Annotated in this window: 14 protein-coding genes; 9 read left to right on the top strand and 5 right to left on the bottom strand. The window is 33.6% G+C overall.

Annotated features, from left to right (window positions below; all coding sequences use genetic code 11):
• The first annotated feature begins 11 nt into the window (after positions 1-11).
• The 4 genes from clpX to A9G42_RS06275 all read left to right on the top strand — a co-directional run bounded on the left by clpX (position 12) and on the right by A9G42_RS06275 (position 6,357).
• Positions 12-1,277 (top strand): ATP-dependent protease ATP-binding subunit ClpX, encoded by a 1,266-nt coding sequence (gene clpX, locus A9G42_RS06290; protein ID WP_218837777.1) that lies wholly within the window; start codon positions 12-14, stop codon positions 1,275-1,277.
• A 183-nt stretch (positions 1,278-1,460) separates the two neighbouring features.
• Positions 1,461-3,896 carry an endopeptidase La gene (gene lon / locus A9G42_RS06285; protein ID WP_082211972.1) on the top strand — a complete coding sequence of 812 codons (2,436 nt, stop codon included), beginning with the start codon at positions 1,461-1,463 and terminating at the stop codon, positions 3,894-3,896.
• 136 nt (positions 3,897-4,032) lie between these two features.
• Complete coding sequence (locus A9G42_RS06280; RefSeq protein WP_065652969.1) at positions 4,033-5,892, top strand: SurA N-terminal domain-containing protein; 1,860 nt, start codon at positions 4,033-4,035, stop codon at positions 5,890-5,892.
• 153 nt (positions 5,893-6,045) lie between these two features.
• Positions 6,046-6,357 carry a ComEA family DNA-binding protein gene (locus A9G42_RS06275; protein WP_065566862.1) on the top strand — a complete coding sequence of 104 codons (312 nt, stop codon included), beginning with the start codon at positions 6,046-6,048 and terminating at the stop codon, positions 6,355-6,357.
• 43 nt (positions 6,358-6,400) lie between these two features.
• Here A9G42_RS06275 and priA read toward each other — a convergent pair whose 3' ends face one another.
• A complete protein-coding gene (gene priA / locus A9G42_RS06270; protein WP_065652968.1) occupies positions 6,401-8,569 on the bottom strand; it encodes a primosomal protein N' in 2,169 nt (722 codons plus the stop codon).
• 215 nt (positions 8,570-8,784) lie between these two features.
• On the opposite strand from priA, the gene moaC reads away from it, so the two are divergent.
• The 5 genes from moaC to A9G42_RS06245 all read left to right on the top strand — a co-directional run bounded on the left by moaC (position 8,785) and on the right by A9G42_RS06245 (position 12,754).
• Positions 8,785-9,261, top strand: a complete 477-nt coding sequence (moaC, locus tag A9G42_RS06265; protein WP_065566860.1) for a cyclic pyranopterin monophosphate synthase MoaC — start codon at positions 8,785-8,787, stop codon at positions 9,259-9,261.
• A gap of 18 nt (positions 9,262-9,279) precedes the next feature.
• Positions 9,280-9,525 (top strand): molybdopterin synthase sulfur carrier subunit, encoded by a 246-nt coding sequence (moaD, locus tag A9G42_RS06260; protein WP_065587928.1) that lies wholly within the window; start codon positions 9,280-9,282, stop codon positions 9,523-9,525.
• A 4-nt stretch (positions 9,526-9,529) separates the two neighbouring features.
• On the top strand, positions 9,530-9,973 hold the full coding sequence (gene moaE, locus A9G42_RS06255) for a molybdopterin synthase catalytic subunit MoaE (RefSeq protein WP_065587927.1): 444 nt from the start codon (positions 9,530-9,532) through the stop codon (positions 9,971-9,973).
• Positions 9,974-10,032: 59 nt separating this feature from the next.
• Positions 10,033-10,731: a Bax inhibitor-1/YccA family protein gene (locus A9G42_RS06250; protein WP_065566857.1), complete on the top strand. Its 699-nt coding sequence runs from the start codon at positions 10,033-10,035 to the stop codon at positions 10,729-10,731.
• Positions 10,732-10,909: 178 nt separating this feature from the next.
• Positions 10,910-12,754 (top strand): DUF3413 domain-containing protein, encoded by a 1,845-nt coding sequence (locus A9G42_RS06245; RefSeq protein WP_065652967.1) that lies wholly within the window; start codon positions 10,910-10,912, stop codon positions 12,752-12,754.
• A gap of 39 nt (positions 12,755-12,793) precedes the next feature.
• Here A9G42_RS06245 and sppA read toward each other — a convergent pair whose 3' ends face one another.
• The 4 genes from sppA to surA are packed head-to-tail and all read right to left on the bottom strand — an operon-like array spanning position 12,794 to position 17,571.
• Positions 12,794-14,617, bottom strand: coding sequence for a signal peptide peptidase SppA (sppA, locus tag A9G42_RS06240; RefSeq protein ID WP_065652966.1), 1,824 nt, complete (start codon positions 14,615-14,617; stop codon positions 12,794-12,796).
• Positions 14,618-14,644: 27 nt separating this feature from the next.
• Entirely contained in the window at positions 14,645-15,463 is an 819-nt protein-coding gene (gene apaH, locus A9G42_RS06235; protein WP_065566854.1) for a bis(5'-nucleosyl)-tetraphosphatase (symmetrical) ApaH, read from the bottom strand.
• 4 nt (positions 15,464-15,467) lie between these two features.
• On the bottom strand, positions 15,468-16,265 hold the full coding sequence (gene rsmA / locus A9G42_RS06230) for a 16S rRNA (adenine(1518)-N(6)/adenine(1519)-N(6))-dimethyltransferase RsmA (protein WP_065566853.1): 798 nt from the start codon (positions 16,263-16,265) through the stop codon (positions 15,468-15,470).
• Positions 16,258-17,571, bottom strand: a complete 1,314-nt coding sequence (gene surA / locus A9G42_RS06225) for a peptidylprolyl isomerase SurA (protein ID WP_065580160.1) — start codon at positions 17,569-17,571, stop codon at positions 16,258-16,260. The genes rsmA and surA overlap by 8 nt, the downstream gene beginning before the upstream one ends.
• Positions 17,572-17,617: the final 46 nt, after the last annotated feature.

Here is a 17,617-nt window from a genome sequence, read left to right as displayed (position 1 = left end):
AGGTGGTAAAAGTGAATAAGAAAAGTTCAGAAAAATTACTTTATTGCACTTTTTGTAGTAAAAGTGAGCATGAAGTCCGTAAACTTATTGCTGGGCCAGAATCTATTTATATTTGTAACGAATGTATAGGCTTATGCAATGAGATATTAAAAGAAGAAACGAAAAGTTCTCTTTCCTATGAAGAATTTATTAATAAGACACTGCCAACACCACATGAAATCAGAGAGCATCTTGATGAATATGTAATTGGTCAAGAGAAAGCCAAAAAAGTTTTATCTGTCGCTGTCTATAATCATTACAAACGATTACGTAATCATGCGAGTCGCGGTGATGTTGAATTAGGCAAAAGTAATATCTTGCTCATAGGACCTACTGGTAGTGGCAAAACGTTATTAGCTGAAACACTAGCTCGTTTTTTAGATGTGCCTTTTGCCATGGCTGATGCGACAACATTAACTGAAGCTGGTTATGTTGGTGAAGATGTAGAAAATATTATTCAAAAATTATTACAGAATTGTGATTATGATGTTGAAAAAGCCCAGCGGGGTATTATCTATGTTGATGAAATTGATAAAATTTCACGAAAATCAGATAATCCATCTATTACCAGAGATGTATCAGGCGAAGGCGTTCAACAGGCTTTATTGAAGATTATTGAAGGTACTATTGCTTCAGTTCCTCCAAAAGGTGGGCGTAAGCATCCTCAGCAAGAGTTTCTACAAGTTGATACTTCAAAAATTCTATTTATTTGTGGTGGTGCATTTAGTGGATTGGATAAAGTCATCGAAAATCGTGTATCAACTAATACAGGAATAGGTTTTGGTGCTGAGGTTAAAAGTACTAAAAATAAAGTTTCTGAATCGGAACTATTAGCTCAAATCGAGGCTGAAGACTTAGTTAAGTTTGGCTTAATTCCAGAGTTTATTGGAAGATTACCTGTTATTGGTACATTATCTGAATTGGATAAAAATGCCTTAATTAATATACTAACTGAACCTAAAAATGCCCTAACTAAGCAATTTAAAACGTTAATTGAGTTAGATGGTGTAGAGCTTGAGTTTACTAAAGAAGCTCTAGATGCTATTGCTATAAAGGCGATGCAACGAAAAACAGGAGCACGAGGTTTGCGTTCAATTGTGGAAAATATATTATTGGATACAATGTATGACTTACCATCAATGAATACTATTAAAAAAGTGATTGTAGACAAAGATACTGTTGAAAGATCTCAAGCTCCGAAATTAGTACATTGTGAAGGTGATGAACTTTCTGCTTAAAATATAAATTTGCCATCATAAATATGATGGCAAAACATGTAAACTAAGAATTAGTACTAAAGTTGCCAATACTGCTAATAATGTTTCATAACTAGTGTAATTTTAATCAAAAAAGATAGGCTTGAATATCTAAAAACGATCCCAATATTTATCTAATGGGTTTGTACTACTAGAGAGAATAAAATGAATATAAAACGAACTAAACATATAATTATGCCTATTTTACCATTACGTGATGTTGTTGTATTTCCTCATATGGTAATCCCTCTCTTTGTTGGTCGAAGTAAATCAATACGTTGCTTGGAAAGGGCAATGGAAATGGATAAACAAGTCTTTCTTGTAACCCAAAAAGATCCATCTCAAGATGATCCTGCTATAGATGATTTATATGAAGTTGGAACTGTAGCTAATGTTTTACAGCTACTAGAATTACCTGATGGAACAGTGAAGGTTCTTGTTGAAGGTGTTGAACGAGCAAAAATGCTTGATGTAGTTGAGCATGACGACAATGAATTTTTCATTGCTGAGGTTAAACCATTAAGTGAAACAAAAATGGCTTCAGATATAAGTGAGGCTATGATTCGCTTAACTTTATCTAATTTTGATGAGTACTCAAAGTTTAATAAAAAAATAGCTCAGGAAGTGGTTGATTCTATTCGTTTACTTAAAGAGCCATCTCATTTAGCTGATTCTATTGCTGCTACTCTATTTTTAAAAGTTAATCAAAAACAAGAGATTTTAGTAACAGTTAACCTTGCTAAACGTTTTGAATTGCTTATTTCATTGATGGAATCAGAAATTGAATTATTACAAGTTGAAAAAAATATACGGCAACGTGTTAAACAGCAAATGGAAAAAGCTCAAAAAGAGTATTATCTCAATGAGCAAATTAAAGCTATCCATAAAGAATTAGGTGATATAGATAATAAGACTGATGAATACGAAGAGCTAAAAGAAAAAATCACTAAAGCTAAAATGCCAAAAGAGGCTGAGGATAAAGCATTAGCTGAACTTAATAAGTTAAAAATGATGCCAGCAATGTCCGCAGAAGCAACGGTTGTTCGAGGTTATATTGATTGGATGATTCAAGTTCCTTGGTATAAGTGTAGTAAAGTTAGAAAAGATATTGAAGGGGCACAAAAAGTTTTAGATAAAGATCATTATGGACTTGAACGTGTAAAAGATAGAATTTTAGAATATTTAGCAGTTCAAAGTCGCGTTAATAAAGTGAAAGGACCTATTTTATGTTTGGTTGGTCCCCCAGGAGTAGGTAAAACATCACTGGGTCAATCGATAGCTAAAGCAACAGGACGTCAGTATATTCGTATGGCATTAGGTGGCGTGCGCGATGAGGCTGAGATTCGAGGGCATAGACGCACTTACATTGGTTCGATGCCAGGTAAATTGATTCAACGTATGGCAAAAGTGGGGGTTAAAAATCCATTATTTTTACTAGATGAAATTGATAAGATGGCAACTGATATGCGTGGTGATCCTGCATCAGCATTATTAGAAGTGCTTGATCCAGAACAAAATAATGCATTTAGTGACCATTATTTGGAAGTTGATTACGATTTATCCGATGTAATGTTTGTTGCAACTGCTAATTCTATGAATATTCCAGCGCCATTATTGGATAGAATGGAAGTTATTCGCCTTTCTGGTTATACGGAGGACGAGAAGCTGAATATTGCTAAGCAACATTTGATCGCTAAGCAGATAGAAAACAATGGTTTAAAATCAAGAGAAATTAGTATTGATGACTCAGCCATTATTGGAATCATTCGTTACTATACGCGCGAAGCAGGCGTTCGAGGCTTAGAAAGAGAGATTGCAAAAATTTGCCGTAAAGTTGTTAAAAAATTGGCGTTAGACAGCAAATTGAAGAAAGTAACTGTGACACAGGATAACTTAAAAGATTTCTTGGGGATACAGCGTTTTGATTATGGTAAAACGGATAATGAAAACCGTATCGGTCAAGTTATTGGTCTTGCATGGACAGAAGTAGGTGGGGACTTACTTACTATTGAATCAGTAAGTGTAATTGGTAAAGGGAAATTAACTTATACAGGTTCATTAGGCGATGTAATGCAAGAGTCAATTCAAACGGCATTGACAGTTGTTCGATCTCGTGCAGAAAAATTGGGTATTAATAATGATTTTTATGAAAAACGCGATATCCATGTGCATGTGCCTGATGGCGCAACGCCAAAAGACGGACCAAGTGCAGGTATTGCAATGTGTACTTCACTTATTTCCACATTAACCGGTAATCCTGTTCGTTCTGATGTTGCGATGACGGGCGAAATAACATTACGTGGAGAGGTATTACCTATTGGGGGACTAAAAGAGAAGTTATTAGCTGCTCACCGAGGCGGGATTAAAACGGTATTGATTCCAATGGATAATGTTAAAGATTTGGAAGAAATCCCTGATAATGTGAAATCTGAAATTGATATACGCCCAGTAAAATGGATTGATGAAGTGCTCACAATTGCGCTAAAAAATAATCCATTAGGTATAGAGCCAATAGATAAAAAAGTCACATTGAAGCAACCAGCGAAAAAAGCTATAAAGAAAGTAAAAAATAATGTTGGGAATTCTGTTAGATTAAATTAATCTATCTTATAATTTAAAAAAAGATCAACTTTATGTTGATCTTTTTTTTGAGGCTTAACATTCTGGCAATAGCCAATTTAGTTAAATGTGCTATACTTTCAAAATTCAACATTAGGTATATGGAGAATCGCAAGAAATGATGGAAACAATCCGAACAGCAGCAAATAATATTTTTGTTAAGATTATTTTTGCAATAATTATTGTATGTTTTATTTTCACAGGCGTCGGATTTTTGGGCTTTAGCGGTGGTAATAGCCCACGAGATCAGCAGCTGTACATAGCAAAAGTTGATGGTGAGGGTATTAGCAGAGCTGAATTTGAAGCCCAAGCAAGAGCTGTAACAGCAAAGGCTGGCGGTGATAGTTCTTTTATTAAGCAGATACGCCGTAATGTATTATCTCATCAAATTGATAATTATTTAGCTTATAAGTTTTCGCAAAGTATTGGTGTAGCTATTAGTAATGATCAGATTAAAAAGTTTATTAAGAAACAAAGAGACTTTTTCAAAAATGGTAAATTTGATAATCAAACTTATTTAAATCTTCTTGCTGAAAATCATTTCACTCCAGATAGTTATGCCGAAATTATAAGAACCGTATTACAACAACAACAAACTGTTAATGCTATAGTAAATAGTGGCTTTGTTTTGCCAAATGACTCCGAAATAGGCTCACTCAAAAATCAAACTAGAAATGTATACGCTACTTTAGTTGATACTTCTATAGGTGGTATTGATGAATTAAATGTTACGTTAGATGATGAACAAAAATATTATGATGAACATCCCAAAGAGTTTTTTAAAAGTGAACGAGTAAAAGTTAAATATATCGTGGCTTCTGAAGACTTAATAAGAAAAACAATTGTTGTTACTGAAAGTGATTTAAGAAATGAATATGATAAAAACATTAAAAATTATTCATATCCAGCAAAGAAAGCTTACAGTATAATTTTTGTAACCGATAAAGAACAAGCTAATAAAATTGCTAAAGAACTTTCTTCTGGAGCTGATTTCGAAAAGATGGTTAAAACGAACCAACAAGATAATCATACCTCTCCATATGGTGAGAACAGTTTTTTGGGCTGGTTTGCTGATGATGATTCTTTACCTAAATTTCTTAAAGATGCTAAGTTGAATAAAGTAGGTAAAACTTCCTTGCCAATCGCTGTGGATGATGGGTATGTGATAGTAAAATTGGATGGTATGCAACCTAAAAAATTTATGGATTATGATTATGCAAAATATCAAATTGATTCAAAGTTAACTAAGCAAAAAATACAACAAGCTTTAGAAAAGCAAGAAAAAATGATTAATGCTGCTTTGAAAAAATCTCCTAAGAACATTGAAGAACTTGCTGAAAAAGTTGGTCTTGAAGTAAGAACTTCGGATTGGATCACTTTCAATGATAAGTTTTCGATTGCTTCTCATCCTGAAGTGAGAGATGTCATTTTTAGTGACGAAATGATTGTTGATGAGAAAGCAACTAATAAAATTTCTGATTTAATAACAGCAGATAGAAATTATGGAAAGTATGATTTTGTTGTACAAACAGTTGATTATCGCCCTGAAGGCATTGCCCCTTTTGATGAAGTTAAAGATGAAATCCATAAAAAGCTTTTTGCAGAAATGGCTAAAAAACAATTTAAATCAAATATTGATAATGCATTGGTTCAACTAAATGAAAAAGGAAGTGCTAAAAACGTACAGTTTGCAAAAAAATATACGTTGAATCGAAATTCAACCGAAATTGATCAAAACGTTGTTAATATGGTTTTTAATTTACACCCTTTAGCATCCGGAAAACCTGTTTATGGTGCGGAACTTTTGGATGATAAAACAGCGTATATTGTTGCGCTAACTAAGGTAGATACACCAAAAGAATACAAAGATATTTCTTCAGAACTATTACCTATATTACTTAATGATATGCATTATTATCTTGCCACAGATATACGTTCTAAGGCTAAGATAGAAATTATGCCTGATGCAAATTTGTGATTTAACCTCCAAAATAGTAGAAATAATAGCAAAAATGGAAAGTCACCTAGGTGGCTTTTCTCATTTTTATTATTCATGAAATTTTTTCATTTGATTAAGTGAGATAGTTGTAAAGCAAATTTATTTGCGTAACTATTTTAAGAGGTTAATCAAATGAAAGTATTTCCATTATTATGTATTATGTTATCAAGCTTTATTTTTTCAAACACAAGTTTTGCCGATTCGGCTTCTACAACACCAGAGCCAATAAAACAGGAACAAAAACAAATTGTTCAAGTAAATATAAATACTGCAACAGCAGAAGAGCTATCAAAAATGTTGAGTGGAATTGGCCCGAATAAAGCTCAGAAGATTATAGAATATCGAGAAAAATTTGGGCCTTTTGTTTCAGTTGAGCAGTTAAAAGAAGTTTCAGGTATCGGACAGGCAACACTGGACAAAAATGCTGGTAAAATAACATTATAATTTATTATTTCCACCAATTGGTATTGGTGGAAATAATATTACGCTAATTATCGATAGGATCTACATCAATACTCCATCTCAATTTTGATGTTTCACTCCATTTAGCGATTGTTATTAATAATTGATCTAATATTTGTTGTAATTGTTGTCTATTTGTATGCTGAAGGAGTAATTGCCAACGATGGTAACCTGCTTTCTTAGGTTGGCTAGCTGGCATTGGTCCAAGTTGCCATAAAGCAGGCCCATAATGTACTTTTAACCAATCATGAATATGCTGTAAAAATGCAGGAGTATAATGGTTATTCCGATCTGCAGCACGAATTAATGCTTGGTAACTAAATGGCGGTAATTGCGTTTGTTGTCGCTCTTGCAGTGTTAGTTTAGCAAATTGTTGATAGCCTTTCGTTAGTAAAATGTTCAACAAGGGGTGATCTGGATGATGAGTTTGTAAAATAACTTCCCCCGCTTTTGCTTCGCGACCAGCTCTTCCTGATACTTGAGTATAAATTTGAGCAAATCGTTCAGTTGCACGAAAATCGCTTGAAAATAAAGCACCGTCGACATCAATAATTCCAACTAAAGTAACATCAGGAAAATGATGCCCTTTAGCCAAAATTTGTGTACCAACTAAAATATGTGCACCACCTTGTTGGATCGTTTGTAGATAGGTATCTAATGAACCTTTTTTACTAACTGTATCGCGATCAATACGGCTAATCTTGATGTAAGGAAAAAGCACTTCAAGTTGTTGTTCAAGTTGTTCCGTTCCAAATCCAATTGGCATTAAATGTGTAGAGCCACATTTTGGACACTGTTTGGGCAATGTTCTTGGCGTATCGCAATAGTGGCAAATCAGTTTTTTTTGTTTTTGATGAAATGTGTAAGGCCTATCACAACGAGGGCATTCGGCAATCCAACCGCAATCATGGCATATCAATAGTGGTGAAAATCCTCGACGATTTAAAAATAACATTACCTGATTGTTGTTAGACAAATGTTTTTTTATTTGTTCAATTAAAGGTTGAGATAAGCCAGAAGTAAGCATTAACCCACGTATATCCAAAATTGATTGTTTAGCTAATGTTGCATTACCTGCTCTTTCTGTTAATTGCAATAAATGGTATTTTTTGTTTTGCGCATTATTAAGTGTTTCAAGAGATGGGGTTGCTGAACCTAAAATAATTGGAATATTATCAAATTTAGCTCGAATGATTGCTAAATCTCGTGCATGATAACGCCAACCTTCTTGCTGTTTATAGGAATTATCATGTTCTTCATCAATAATGATCATTCCTAGGTTTTTAAATGGGGTAAAAAGTGATGAACGAGTACCAACAACAATAGCATTTTCTCCACGTTTACTTCTTAACCAAACGTTAAGCCTTTGCTTATCTGTTAATCCTGAGTGTAAAATATCAATAGGTGCATTAAAGCGTTGTTTAAAACGTTTTATTGTTTGTGGTGTTAAGCCAATTTCAGGAACTAATACTAACGCTTGTTTCCCTGCTGCTAAGATAGTCGATAGCACATTTAGATATACTTCTGTCTTACCCGAACCAGTAACTCCTTCTAGCAAAAATACCTTAAATTGGTTAATTTCCTCATTCACTGCATTTATAGCATGGATCTGTTCTTTATTTAGCTGAATAGAACTAACATTAGTTGAAAAATTTTTTTGCCATTGAATATTACTAGGCAGATAGGTGACTTGTTCTATAAGTTGTTTCTTTTGTAATTCGTTATACGTGGCACTACTTACATTCGTGTCAGGTATAGTATTATTTCTAAATGAAGATAATAATAACTTTTGTTTTGGAGCACGAGATAGCAATTGCAGATCTATATGTTTTCCTAATGCTGTTAATTGCCATCGTTTTGTCTCATCTTTGACTGCTTGGTGCCCTTGCCTGAGTAAAATAGGCATAGCATGGAATAAAACTTCACCAATAGGATAATGGTAATAACTAGCCGCCCACTCTAATAATTGCCAGATAGAAGGGGGAAAAACAGGCTCTGTATCAATAACTGTCGTAATTGATTTTAAGTTTTTTATATCAAACTCAGTTTTTTCATCAATACTAACAATAATTCCTATTATGTTACGTTTGCCAAAAGGCACTTTCACCCGCATTCCAATCTGAGCAGGTTTCGCCAATTGGTAATCAAACAGTTGATAAAGTGGTACAGGCAAGGCTATATGAGCAATAAGCATCAAAAATCACAAATGTTACGATTAATATAAAGCTATATTGTACGCAGTTTTTACTTAACCCGCAAAAGCTATCAAAGGCAATTTATTATTACAGAAAAATTTGTTTGTTCACCGAGATATATTAGTTGGTAAACTAATATGCAATAGTGGTAACTATTCGTAAAATTTGCTATCTTGGCTATAGTTAATGAGAATAAATTGTAAAGGATAAAATAATGCTCAAATCATTTTCGCATATTAATCAACATGGTGATGCTCATATGGTTGATGTTTCAGATAAGCAGATAACAATGCGAGAAGCAAGTGCTGAGTCATTGGTTTTAATGAAAACTGAAACACTGAATATGATTATTGATGGTAAACATCATAAAGGAGATGTTTTTGCAACGGCAAGAATTGCTGGTATTCAAGCGGCTAAAAAAACATGGGAGCTTATCCCGCTTTGCCACCCGCTTTTTTTGAGTAAAATTGAAATTAAAATCGAACCAGATCGAATAAACAATTGTGTTAAGATTCAATCTTTTTGTCGATTAAATGGGCAAACCGGTGTCGAAATGGAAGCAATGGTTGCCGCCTCTGTCGCTGCTTTAACTATTTATGACATGTGTAAAGCTGTACAAAAAGATATAGTGATTTCTCAGGTGCGCTTGCTGACCAAAAGTGGTGGTAAGTCGGGTGATTTTATAGCCTAAAAAGTTAGTAGAGATAAGATGAATAAAGTTATTTTTTTTGCACAAATTAGAGAATTAGTGGGAACTACGTGTGTTATGTTAGATGCTAATGAACTTTCAGTTTCTCATCTTATTGAGCAGTTAAGTCAACGCGGTGAACGGTGGCTATTGGCTTTTACGGAAAGTGCTGTTTTATGTGCAGTAAATCAAACTTTGGTTGATCTTGATTATATTATTCAAGAAAACGATGAAATTGCATTCTTTCCACCTGTAACAGGAGGATAGCATTATGGATCTTATCAAAGTTAATAACGACCCTATTGATGTTAATCAGCTTAATGATTGGCTTTCTCAATTACCGCAAGATGGAGCTATTGTCACTTTTATGGGCAAAGTTCGTAGTCTTGAAAAGCAAACGATAAGCCTATTTTTAGAACATTATGCAGGTATGACAGAAAGGGTGCTAGCTAATATCGCAGCTCAAGCAAGAGAACGTTGGCAATTAAGCCGAATAGCAATAATTCATCGGGTAGGTGAAATTAATGCCAATGAGCAAATTGTTTTTGTGGGCGCGAGTAGTGCACATCGCTCAGATGCATTTGCTGCCACAGAGTTTATTATAGATATATTAAAGAGCGAAGCGCCTTTTTGGAAGAAAGAAAAAACACCTAACGGGCAAAAGTGGGTAGATGCTAAAAAAACAGATAAAGAGGCATTGAAAAAATGGCTTTAGATATAATTTAGGTTATAATGATACAAAGTTATATCATTCTTTTTAATGAGAGGTTATTAATGAAAAATTATTCGCCTAATGGTTCAATCATTGAACAAACAGGTAGTCGTATTCAAACATACATGAGCCATGTTTATGGCTGGATGACAGTTGGATTGTTATTAACAGCTTTGGTGGCTTGGTATGCATCTAGTAATGTTGAGCTTTTGAACTTATTATACCAAGGCATGTGGGTATTGTTGATTGCTGAGATTGGATTAGTTTTTGTCATTTCTGGCTTAATTAATCGACTTTCTGGGGCTGTTGCGACAACGTTATTTATGCTTTATTCAGTTTTAAATGGTTGTACGTTCTCAATTTACTTTATTGTTTATACATCATCTTCGATAGCAAGCGTATTTTTTATTACAGCTGGTATGTTTGCTGCTTTGGCTTTTTACGGTTATACCACTAAACGAGATCTATCAGGATTTGGACGTTTCTTGTTTATGGGGTTAATTGGTATTGTCATTGCTTCAATAGTAAATATCTTTATGCATAGTCAGCCATTAATGTGGGCAATTACTTATATAGGTGTATTTGTTTTTGCTGGGTTAACGGCTTATGATACACAAAAACTTAAAGAGTTAGGCGATCAATTATCACAAGATGACCCCAATATGTTTAGACGATTTGTTATTTTAGGAGCATTAACGCTTTATCTCGATTTCATTAACTTATTTATTATGTTACTGAGAATCTTTGCCGATCGTCGATAATTTTTTTACTCCAATTAAGTGAAAAGGGCTCCTAAAGTGAGCCCTTTTTGTTAATATTTTATGAGAAATTTATTTAGCAGTGCTAGTTTGTTAAAAAGTTTCAAGAAAGAACCACTTTTAAGTATAAAATGCTGTAATATTCATATAATATAAAGTGAACTTCTTGATAACAAATACTATGAAAAAATTATATCCCTTTGTTCTAATTAATATCTTTATTTCATCAATAATAGCAATTCGATTCTTTCTTGTTCCTGGGGGCTCATTTCATTGGCTAGGGATGGTATTTTCAATATTTGCGGTATTGGGGCATTTCTTCTCTGCCTACTTGCTACTTTTAATTATTTGTACTCCTCTGCTTTTACTTAAGCAATTTATTCGTAATATCATTCTTGCTATTTTATTTAGTTTTTTCCAAATTGGATTATATATTGATACGATTGTTTTTGAACAATACCGGTTTCATATAAATCAATCTGTTTTATCGATGGTTTTTTCTGGTCAGATTGTTGATTTTTCAATGTTGACTTACCTTTTAATGCTTGTGCTTATTGTTATTTCATTTTGTGCAGAGTATTTCATTCTTTATTTTGTTAATAATAAATTGGTTTTATCGCAAAAAAAATCAAGAATTATCTTACTATCAACAATATTTTTTTTTAGTTCATTTTTGATTAGTCATGTAGTGCATATGATCGCATTTTATTATGCTTATTCGCCTATTATGGCAGTAAAAGAATATATTCCACTTTATCGCCCATTTACATCAAAAAAAATTATGAGTTTTTTTGATGAAAAAGGGCAAAGAAAAGTTGTGTATAATAAGGACAATAGTAATGCCAGTGTTTATTATCCAAAAAAACCACTGGTGATTAATCCAGATAATAATAAACCTAAAAATATTATGTTTATTGTTTTAGATTCTTGGCGATATGATACATTTAGTGAAGAAATTTCTCCTAATACATTTCGTTTTGTTAAGCAAAATAATGGTGTAGTTTTTGATAACCATTATTCAACGGGTAATGCAACACGTACTGGTATTTTTGGATTGTTTTATGGTATTCCTGGTACCTATTGGGATGCGTTTTTACGAAATAGTATCCCTTCACTATTTATTACTACATTACAGAAAGAAAATTATAATATTGGCATCTTTACGTCAGCTAAAGTTTCTGCTCCTGAGTTTGATCGAACCGTATTTGTCACTATCAAAAATTTAAGAATCAGTAGTAAAGATGGTTCGGCATCAAGTCGAGATAGGCAAATCACAGACGATTGGTTGGCATGGTATAAAACACGAGATGCTTCTAAACCAACATTTTCATTTTTATTTTATGATGCTCCTCATGCTTATGATTTCCCTGCCGATTCATTGGTAAAATTTAAACCTATTGGTGATTTAAATTATATGACATTGAATAATGACACCGATCCTTTGCCAATTTTTAATCGCTATAAGCAAAGTGTTTATTATGACGATTCTTTATTGCAAAATGTCTACGATGAACTAGTTAAATCAAACTCATTAGAAGACACAATAGTAGTCATTACTGGCGATCATTCTCAAGAGATGAATGATAATAAATTAGGATTTTGGGGGCATAATGGTAATTATACGGATGCGCAAACAAAAGTCCCTTTTATTATCATTGGAGGAAAAGAGTTAGAAAAAATCAAAGGTAATAGCAGAAAACTAACTAGTCATGAAGATGTTGTTCCAACCTTAATGAAACACTATTTATATGTGAAAAATGATATAAGTGATTATTCGACAGGTTATGATTTATTTAGCTCCATCGTCGATCGTAACTGGCTTTTAATGTCAAATTATAGTTCTTATGCGGTAAAGACATCTAGTAATATCTATCTTGTGAATCGATTAGGTATTAGTCATCATATGGATTTACATAATCGTGAAATTAATGAAACACCGAATTATCAATACATTTATGAGGCTATGAATCATATGCGCTATTTTTTTCAACCAGAGAAAAATAGTTTAAGCAATAAATTAGATTAAATTAGAGGAAATATCCGCCATTAGGCGGATAAATTATTACTAACGCACATCGGCGCAATTCAAGCAGTAAATATATCGATTTTGAGAGTCGTGAAACTTACTCCATAAAGAAACCTGCTGTTTAAGTTGTTTTGCTTCAGGTAGTTGTTCAAAAACTATTTCAGCAGTTGATTGAGGCAACATTGCTATCATATTTGAATAAAATGCATTAAACCAATTTCCATTTGGTTTTTGCCAGTCAATTTCGTAATCGGTTATATGAGCCAATGTTGCAGCCGTTTCAATGGCGTCATCGAAGTCACCTAATTTATCAACAAGCCCAATTTTGTTTGCCTCTGAGCCTAACCAAACTTGGCCTTGTCCTATTTTATCAACTTGCTCAGTCGTCATATTCCTTGCTTTTGCTACTAAAGAAATAAATGTTTGATAGCCATTGTCGATATTCATTTGAATTAGTTGATTCATTTCGGTAGGTAGTTCTTGCGTTGAGCTATTTCCCGCTAACGGTGAGGTAGCTACTCCATCACTGTAAACACCAATATGAGATAATGACTTTTCAAATGTTGGAATAATACCGAAGATACCAATAGAGCCTGTAATGGTATTTGGGCTTGCAATAATGTAATCAGATGCGGTTGATATCCAATATCCACCTGATGCAGCCATTCCGCCCATAGAGACGACAACAGGAATTTTATAGCTACGTAATGCATCCAATTCACTACGGATTGCTTCTGATGCATCTACGCTGCCTCCAGGGCTATTTACTCGCAATACTACTGCTTGTATGTTATGTTTAGTTAAGTTTTTACGAATATTTCTTAATTGTTCTACAATGTCTTGACTACCAGCAATATTACTACTGTTTTCTCCATCGCTAATAGTACCGTTGACAAAAACAACTGCAATAAGTGGCTTGTTATCATTATCTAACTCTTTATCTTTTGATTTAAGTTGATAATCATAAATGCTTAATTGATGTTTCTGAGTCAATTCGGACTCAAACTGGTAGTTAGATGCAATGACATCAACTAATCCATTAGATATAGCATATTGAGCCATGTTTCCATTCGCTACTTTTAAATTAGCTAACATAGTATCTGGTGCTGGAACCAATTGTGTGTTAGCTTTTTTTCGTTGCGTTGATATATCGTCAAGATAGTTATTCCACATAAGTGTTAGCCAACGAGTCGTATTGCTTTTTGCTTCTTCAGACATATCATTACGAATGAATGGCTCGATAGCAGACTTATAAGTACCCACTCTAAAAACGTGTGTGTTGATTTTTAAATTATCAAGTAGGGTTTTATAGTATAGGTTGTTGGCTGCTAATCCATATACATTAACAGCGCCAATAGGTGTCAAATAGATTTTATCTGCATAGCTTGCTAAATAATATTGGCTTTGATTAAAGCTCGAACCAAAAGCGTAAATTGGTTTATTAGCTTCGCTAAATTTAGCCAAATATTTACCCATATATTGAAGAGCGCTCATGTCTGCGCCAACAAAATTATCTAATTTTAGGACCATACTAGTAATCTTTGGGTCATTGGCCGCTTGAGCTATTTTTTGCGTCAATTCGAATAAACTATTTTCACGGGAGGTATTTATTTTTTTGCCGTAAATTTTATTTTGTAAGGCGTAAATTTCATCACTATAGAGTGTGTTATCAACAATAATCCCTTCAATATCCAAAACCAAAGTTCCATATTGTGGAACAATTTCTTGTTTTTGTGTTTCTTTGATTAATGTGATAACACTAAAAATTAAAATAATAATTATTAGAAATATTAGATTAAGAAATATTTCTCTAATAAAGTTAATTATTTTCCATATTGATTTAATGACAGATAAAGTAGACATAATAATTGGTCCTTTTTAATAGTAACTTTAGCTTTTTGTTTCAATATTACGTTTCTTGAAATATTTTTTATCTTCAAATCGTAAGCATGTTAACTTTCCACCCCAACAACACCCTGTATCAAGTGCGTAAATGGTTTCAGGTGTGCCTTTTCCGTTTAACGCTGCCCAATGACCAAAAACAATACTATATTCTTTTGGAATTTTACTTGATAATAAGAACCAAGGTTTAAGTTTTGACGGTGCTTGCTCGGGCGACTTTTTACAATAAAAATCTAAGCGACCATCCTCATAGCAAAAACGCATGCGAGTTAATGCGTTAGCAATATAGCGCAGTCTATCTAAACCTTTTAGTTCAGGCGACCATTCATCAGGAAAGTTACCATACATTTTATCAAGGAATAAGGCATAAGAGTCACTAGATAACATAATGTTCAAGTCATTGGCACATTTTTTTAGTGTTTCAAGATCCCATTGTGGTGAAATACCAGCATGGGTCATAATTAGTTTTAGTGACTCGTCAATTTGAACCAATGGTTGTTTACGTAGCCAATTCATTAATTCATCAAAATCAGGCGCATTGATTACGCATTCAAGATTATCTTTCTTTTTAGAAACAGTAACACCTGCATAAATTGATAATAAATGTAAGTCATGATTACCTAATACTAATCGAATTTGATTGGCATTATGTTTAACAAACCTTAGGACATCTAATGATTTTGGCCCTCTGGCAACGAGATCACCGGTTAGCCATAGCGTGTCTGATGATGAAAATTTTGCTTTTTCAAGTACTCGCATAAATTCATCATAACACCCATGAATATCGCCAATAAGTAAGTTTGCCATATAGTTAACACCATGAGTTTGCAAGTTGGCAGTATTGCTGTACTGTTAAGTTTTCTGCACGTAAACTTGGATCAATATTTAAATCCTCTAGCTGTTCAGCAGTAAACATGTTGCTTAAACTGTTACGAATAGTTTTACGTCGTTGATTAAATGCTTCCATCGTAATACGAGAAAGTATTTTTATATCATTAACAATATAAGGCTTTTCTTTATAAGGAATTAATTTAACAACAGCTGAATCAACCTTTGGTGCTGGCTTAAATGATGTTGGTGGAACTTCGAGAACAGGTATGATCTGACAATAATATTGAGCCATGACGCTCAATCTACCATAATCTTTACTATTAGGAGCAGCAACTAAGCGAGTTACTACTTCTTTTTGTAGCATAAAATGCATATCAGTAATGATATTTGCATATTCGAATAAATGAAACATTAAAGGTGTTGAAATATTATAAGGTAAGTTTCCAAATACTCTTAATGGTTTGTCTAATTGCTCAGCTAGTTGATTAAAGTCAAAGGTCAGTGCATCTTGTTCAATGACAGTTAGTTTATTTTTCAATAGTGGGTTTTCCACTAATCTGTTGGCTAAATCTCTGTCGATCTCTATAACGGTCAAATGATCAACACATTGACTTATCGGTACAGTTAATGCTGCAAGGCCAGGGCCTATTTCGACTAGAGCCTGCTCTTTTTTGGGCTGTATAGCTGCAACTATATTTTCGATAATATAATTATCATGTAAAAAGTTTTGCCCAAATCGCTTGCGGGCAAAATGCCCTTGATGAACACGGCTATTCATGTTTATCTTCACCTGTAATTTTAATATAGGCATCACCTTTTATTTCTTGAATCCACACTTGGGCCTCTTCAACAAATTTACGATTAAAAATAAGTTGATAAGCTTGTGCCTTTTCCATGGCATTCTTCCCATCAATCCGCCTTGTATCGATTAATTCGATTAAATGCCAACCATAAGATGATTTTATTGGTTGACTTATTTCCCCTTTTTTTAATTGAGCTAGTGCATTTCTAAAACCGCTATCATAAATCTCAGGACGGTTCCAACCTAAGTTTCCCCCTTTACTCGCTGTACCTGTATCCTCAGAATTAGCTTTAGCAGCTGCTTCAAAAGTTGTTGCACCACTAGTAATTGATTTACGAATATCAGCAAGTTTTTGTTTTGCATTTTGGTCTGTGACTAACACATTTGTTTTAATCAAAATATGACGAGCATTTACTTCTTGGACTGTAATTGTTTTTGGTGCTTCTGAACGTGTATCATCAACTTTTAAAATATGCAGACCCACGCCAGAGCGGATAGGGCCAATAATACTGCCTTTTGCTGCACGTATTAAGCGTTCTTCAAAAATAGTCGGTAACTCATTAAGTTTACGCCAACCCATACTACCACCCTTTAAAGCAAGATCATCGTTTGAATATGAAGTGGCTAATTTAGCAAAATTTTCCCCTTTTTGAGCTCGATTAATAATATCCCGTGCTTTATTTGTTGCATTATCTATTTGTTGTTTTGATGCTCTTTCTGGAATAGAAATCAAAATATGGCTAATTTTTACATCAATATTATTAGTTGGTTGACGAGCAATGTTTTTAGCTAAGTTATCAACTTCTTTTTCTGAAACTTTGATTCTTGGTCTTACTTCATGCATTCGTGTTTCTTCAATCAACATGTCATTATGGATTCTTTCACGATACGCTCCATAGCTGATCCCCATTGTTGACAACTTGCTTCGAAGCTGATCGATAGTCATGCCATTTTGGGCAGCGATTCTGTTAATAGCACTAGTTACCTCGTCATCGCTAACAGTGATTTTAGCTTTAGCTGCTTTTTGTAAAATTAGGTTTTCAATAATTAGACGATCAATGATTTGTTGTCTGAGCACCTTATCATTGGGTAAGTTTCTAGAATCGGTACTAGCTTTAATTGTTTTTAACATGTCATTAACGTCACTTTCTAAAATAACGTTGTTATTTACAATTGCAGCAACTTGCTCTACAACTTTAGGTGCAGCATTGGCAGATAATGGTGTTAAAACACCTAAACTTACGCTTAGGTTTAAAGCGATAAATAGTTTTAATAATTTCATCTTCACTCAACTCATTTTGTTGTTGCAGCATTCACTGCTTGCAATA

This window comes from Gilliamella sp. Nev6-6, assembly GCF_001690605.1.
Classification (GTDB): domain Bacteria; phylum Pseudomonadota; class Gammaproteobacteria; order Enterobacterales; family Orbaceae; genus Gilliamella; species Gilliamella apicola_C.
This window is presented reverse-complemented; position numbering and strand designations above follow the sequence as displayed.

Bases quoted from the DNA above. Each gene is read 5' to 3' on its own strand.
- sppA (WP_065652966.1), bottom strand. From the start codon at position 14,617: ATGTCTACTTTATCTGTCATTAAATCAATATGGAAAATAATTAACTTT.
- rsmA (WP_065566853.1), bottom strand. From the start codon at position 16,265: ATGAATAGCCGTGTTCATCAAGGGCATTTTGCCCGCAAGCGATTTGGG.
- lon (WP_082211972.1), top strand. From the start codon at position 1,461: ATGAATATAAAACGAACTAAACATATAATTATGCCTATTTTACCATTA.
- A9G42_RS06245 (WP_065652967.1), top strand. From the start codon at position 10,910: ATGAAAAAATTATATCCCTTTGTTCTAATTAATATCTTTATTTCATCA.
- moaD (WP_065587928.1), top strand. From the start codon at position 9,280: ATGAATAAAGTTATTTTTTTTGCACAAATTAGAGAATTAGTGGGAACT.
- apaH (WP_065566854.1), bottom strand. From the start codon at position 15,463: ATGGCAAACTTACTTATTGGCGATATTCATGGGTGTTATGATGAATTT.
- surA (WP_065580160.1), bottom strand. From the start codon at position 17,571: ATGAAATTATTAAAACTATTTATCGCTTTAAACCTAAGCGTAAGTTTA.
- priA (WP_065652968.1), bottom strand. From the start codon at position 8,569: ATGCTTATTGCTCATATAGCCTTGCCTGTACCACTTTATCAACTGTTT.
- moaE (WP_065587927.1), top strand. From the start codon at position 9,530: ATGGATCTTATCAAAGTTAATAACGACCCTATTGATGTTAATCAGCTT.
- A9G42_RS06250 (WP_065566857.1), top strand. From the start codon at position 10,033: ATGAAAAATTATTCGCCTAATGGTTCAATCATTGAACAAACAGGTAGT.
- moaC (WP_065566860.1), top strand. From the start codon at position 8,785: ATGCTCAAATCATTTTCGCATATTAATCAACATGGTGATGCTCATATG.
- A9G42_RS06280 (WP_065652969.1), top strand. From the start codon at position 4,033: ATGATGGAAACAATCCGAACAGCAGCAAATAATATTTTTGTTAAGATT.
- A9G42_RS06275 (WP_065566862.1), top strand. From the start codon at position 6,046: ATGAAAGTATTTCCATTATTATGTATTATGTTATCAAGCTTTATTTTT.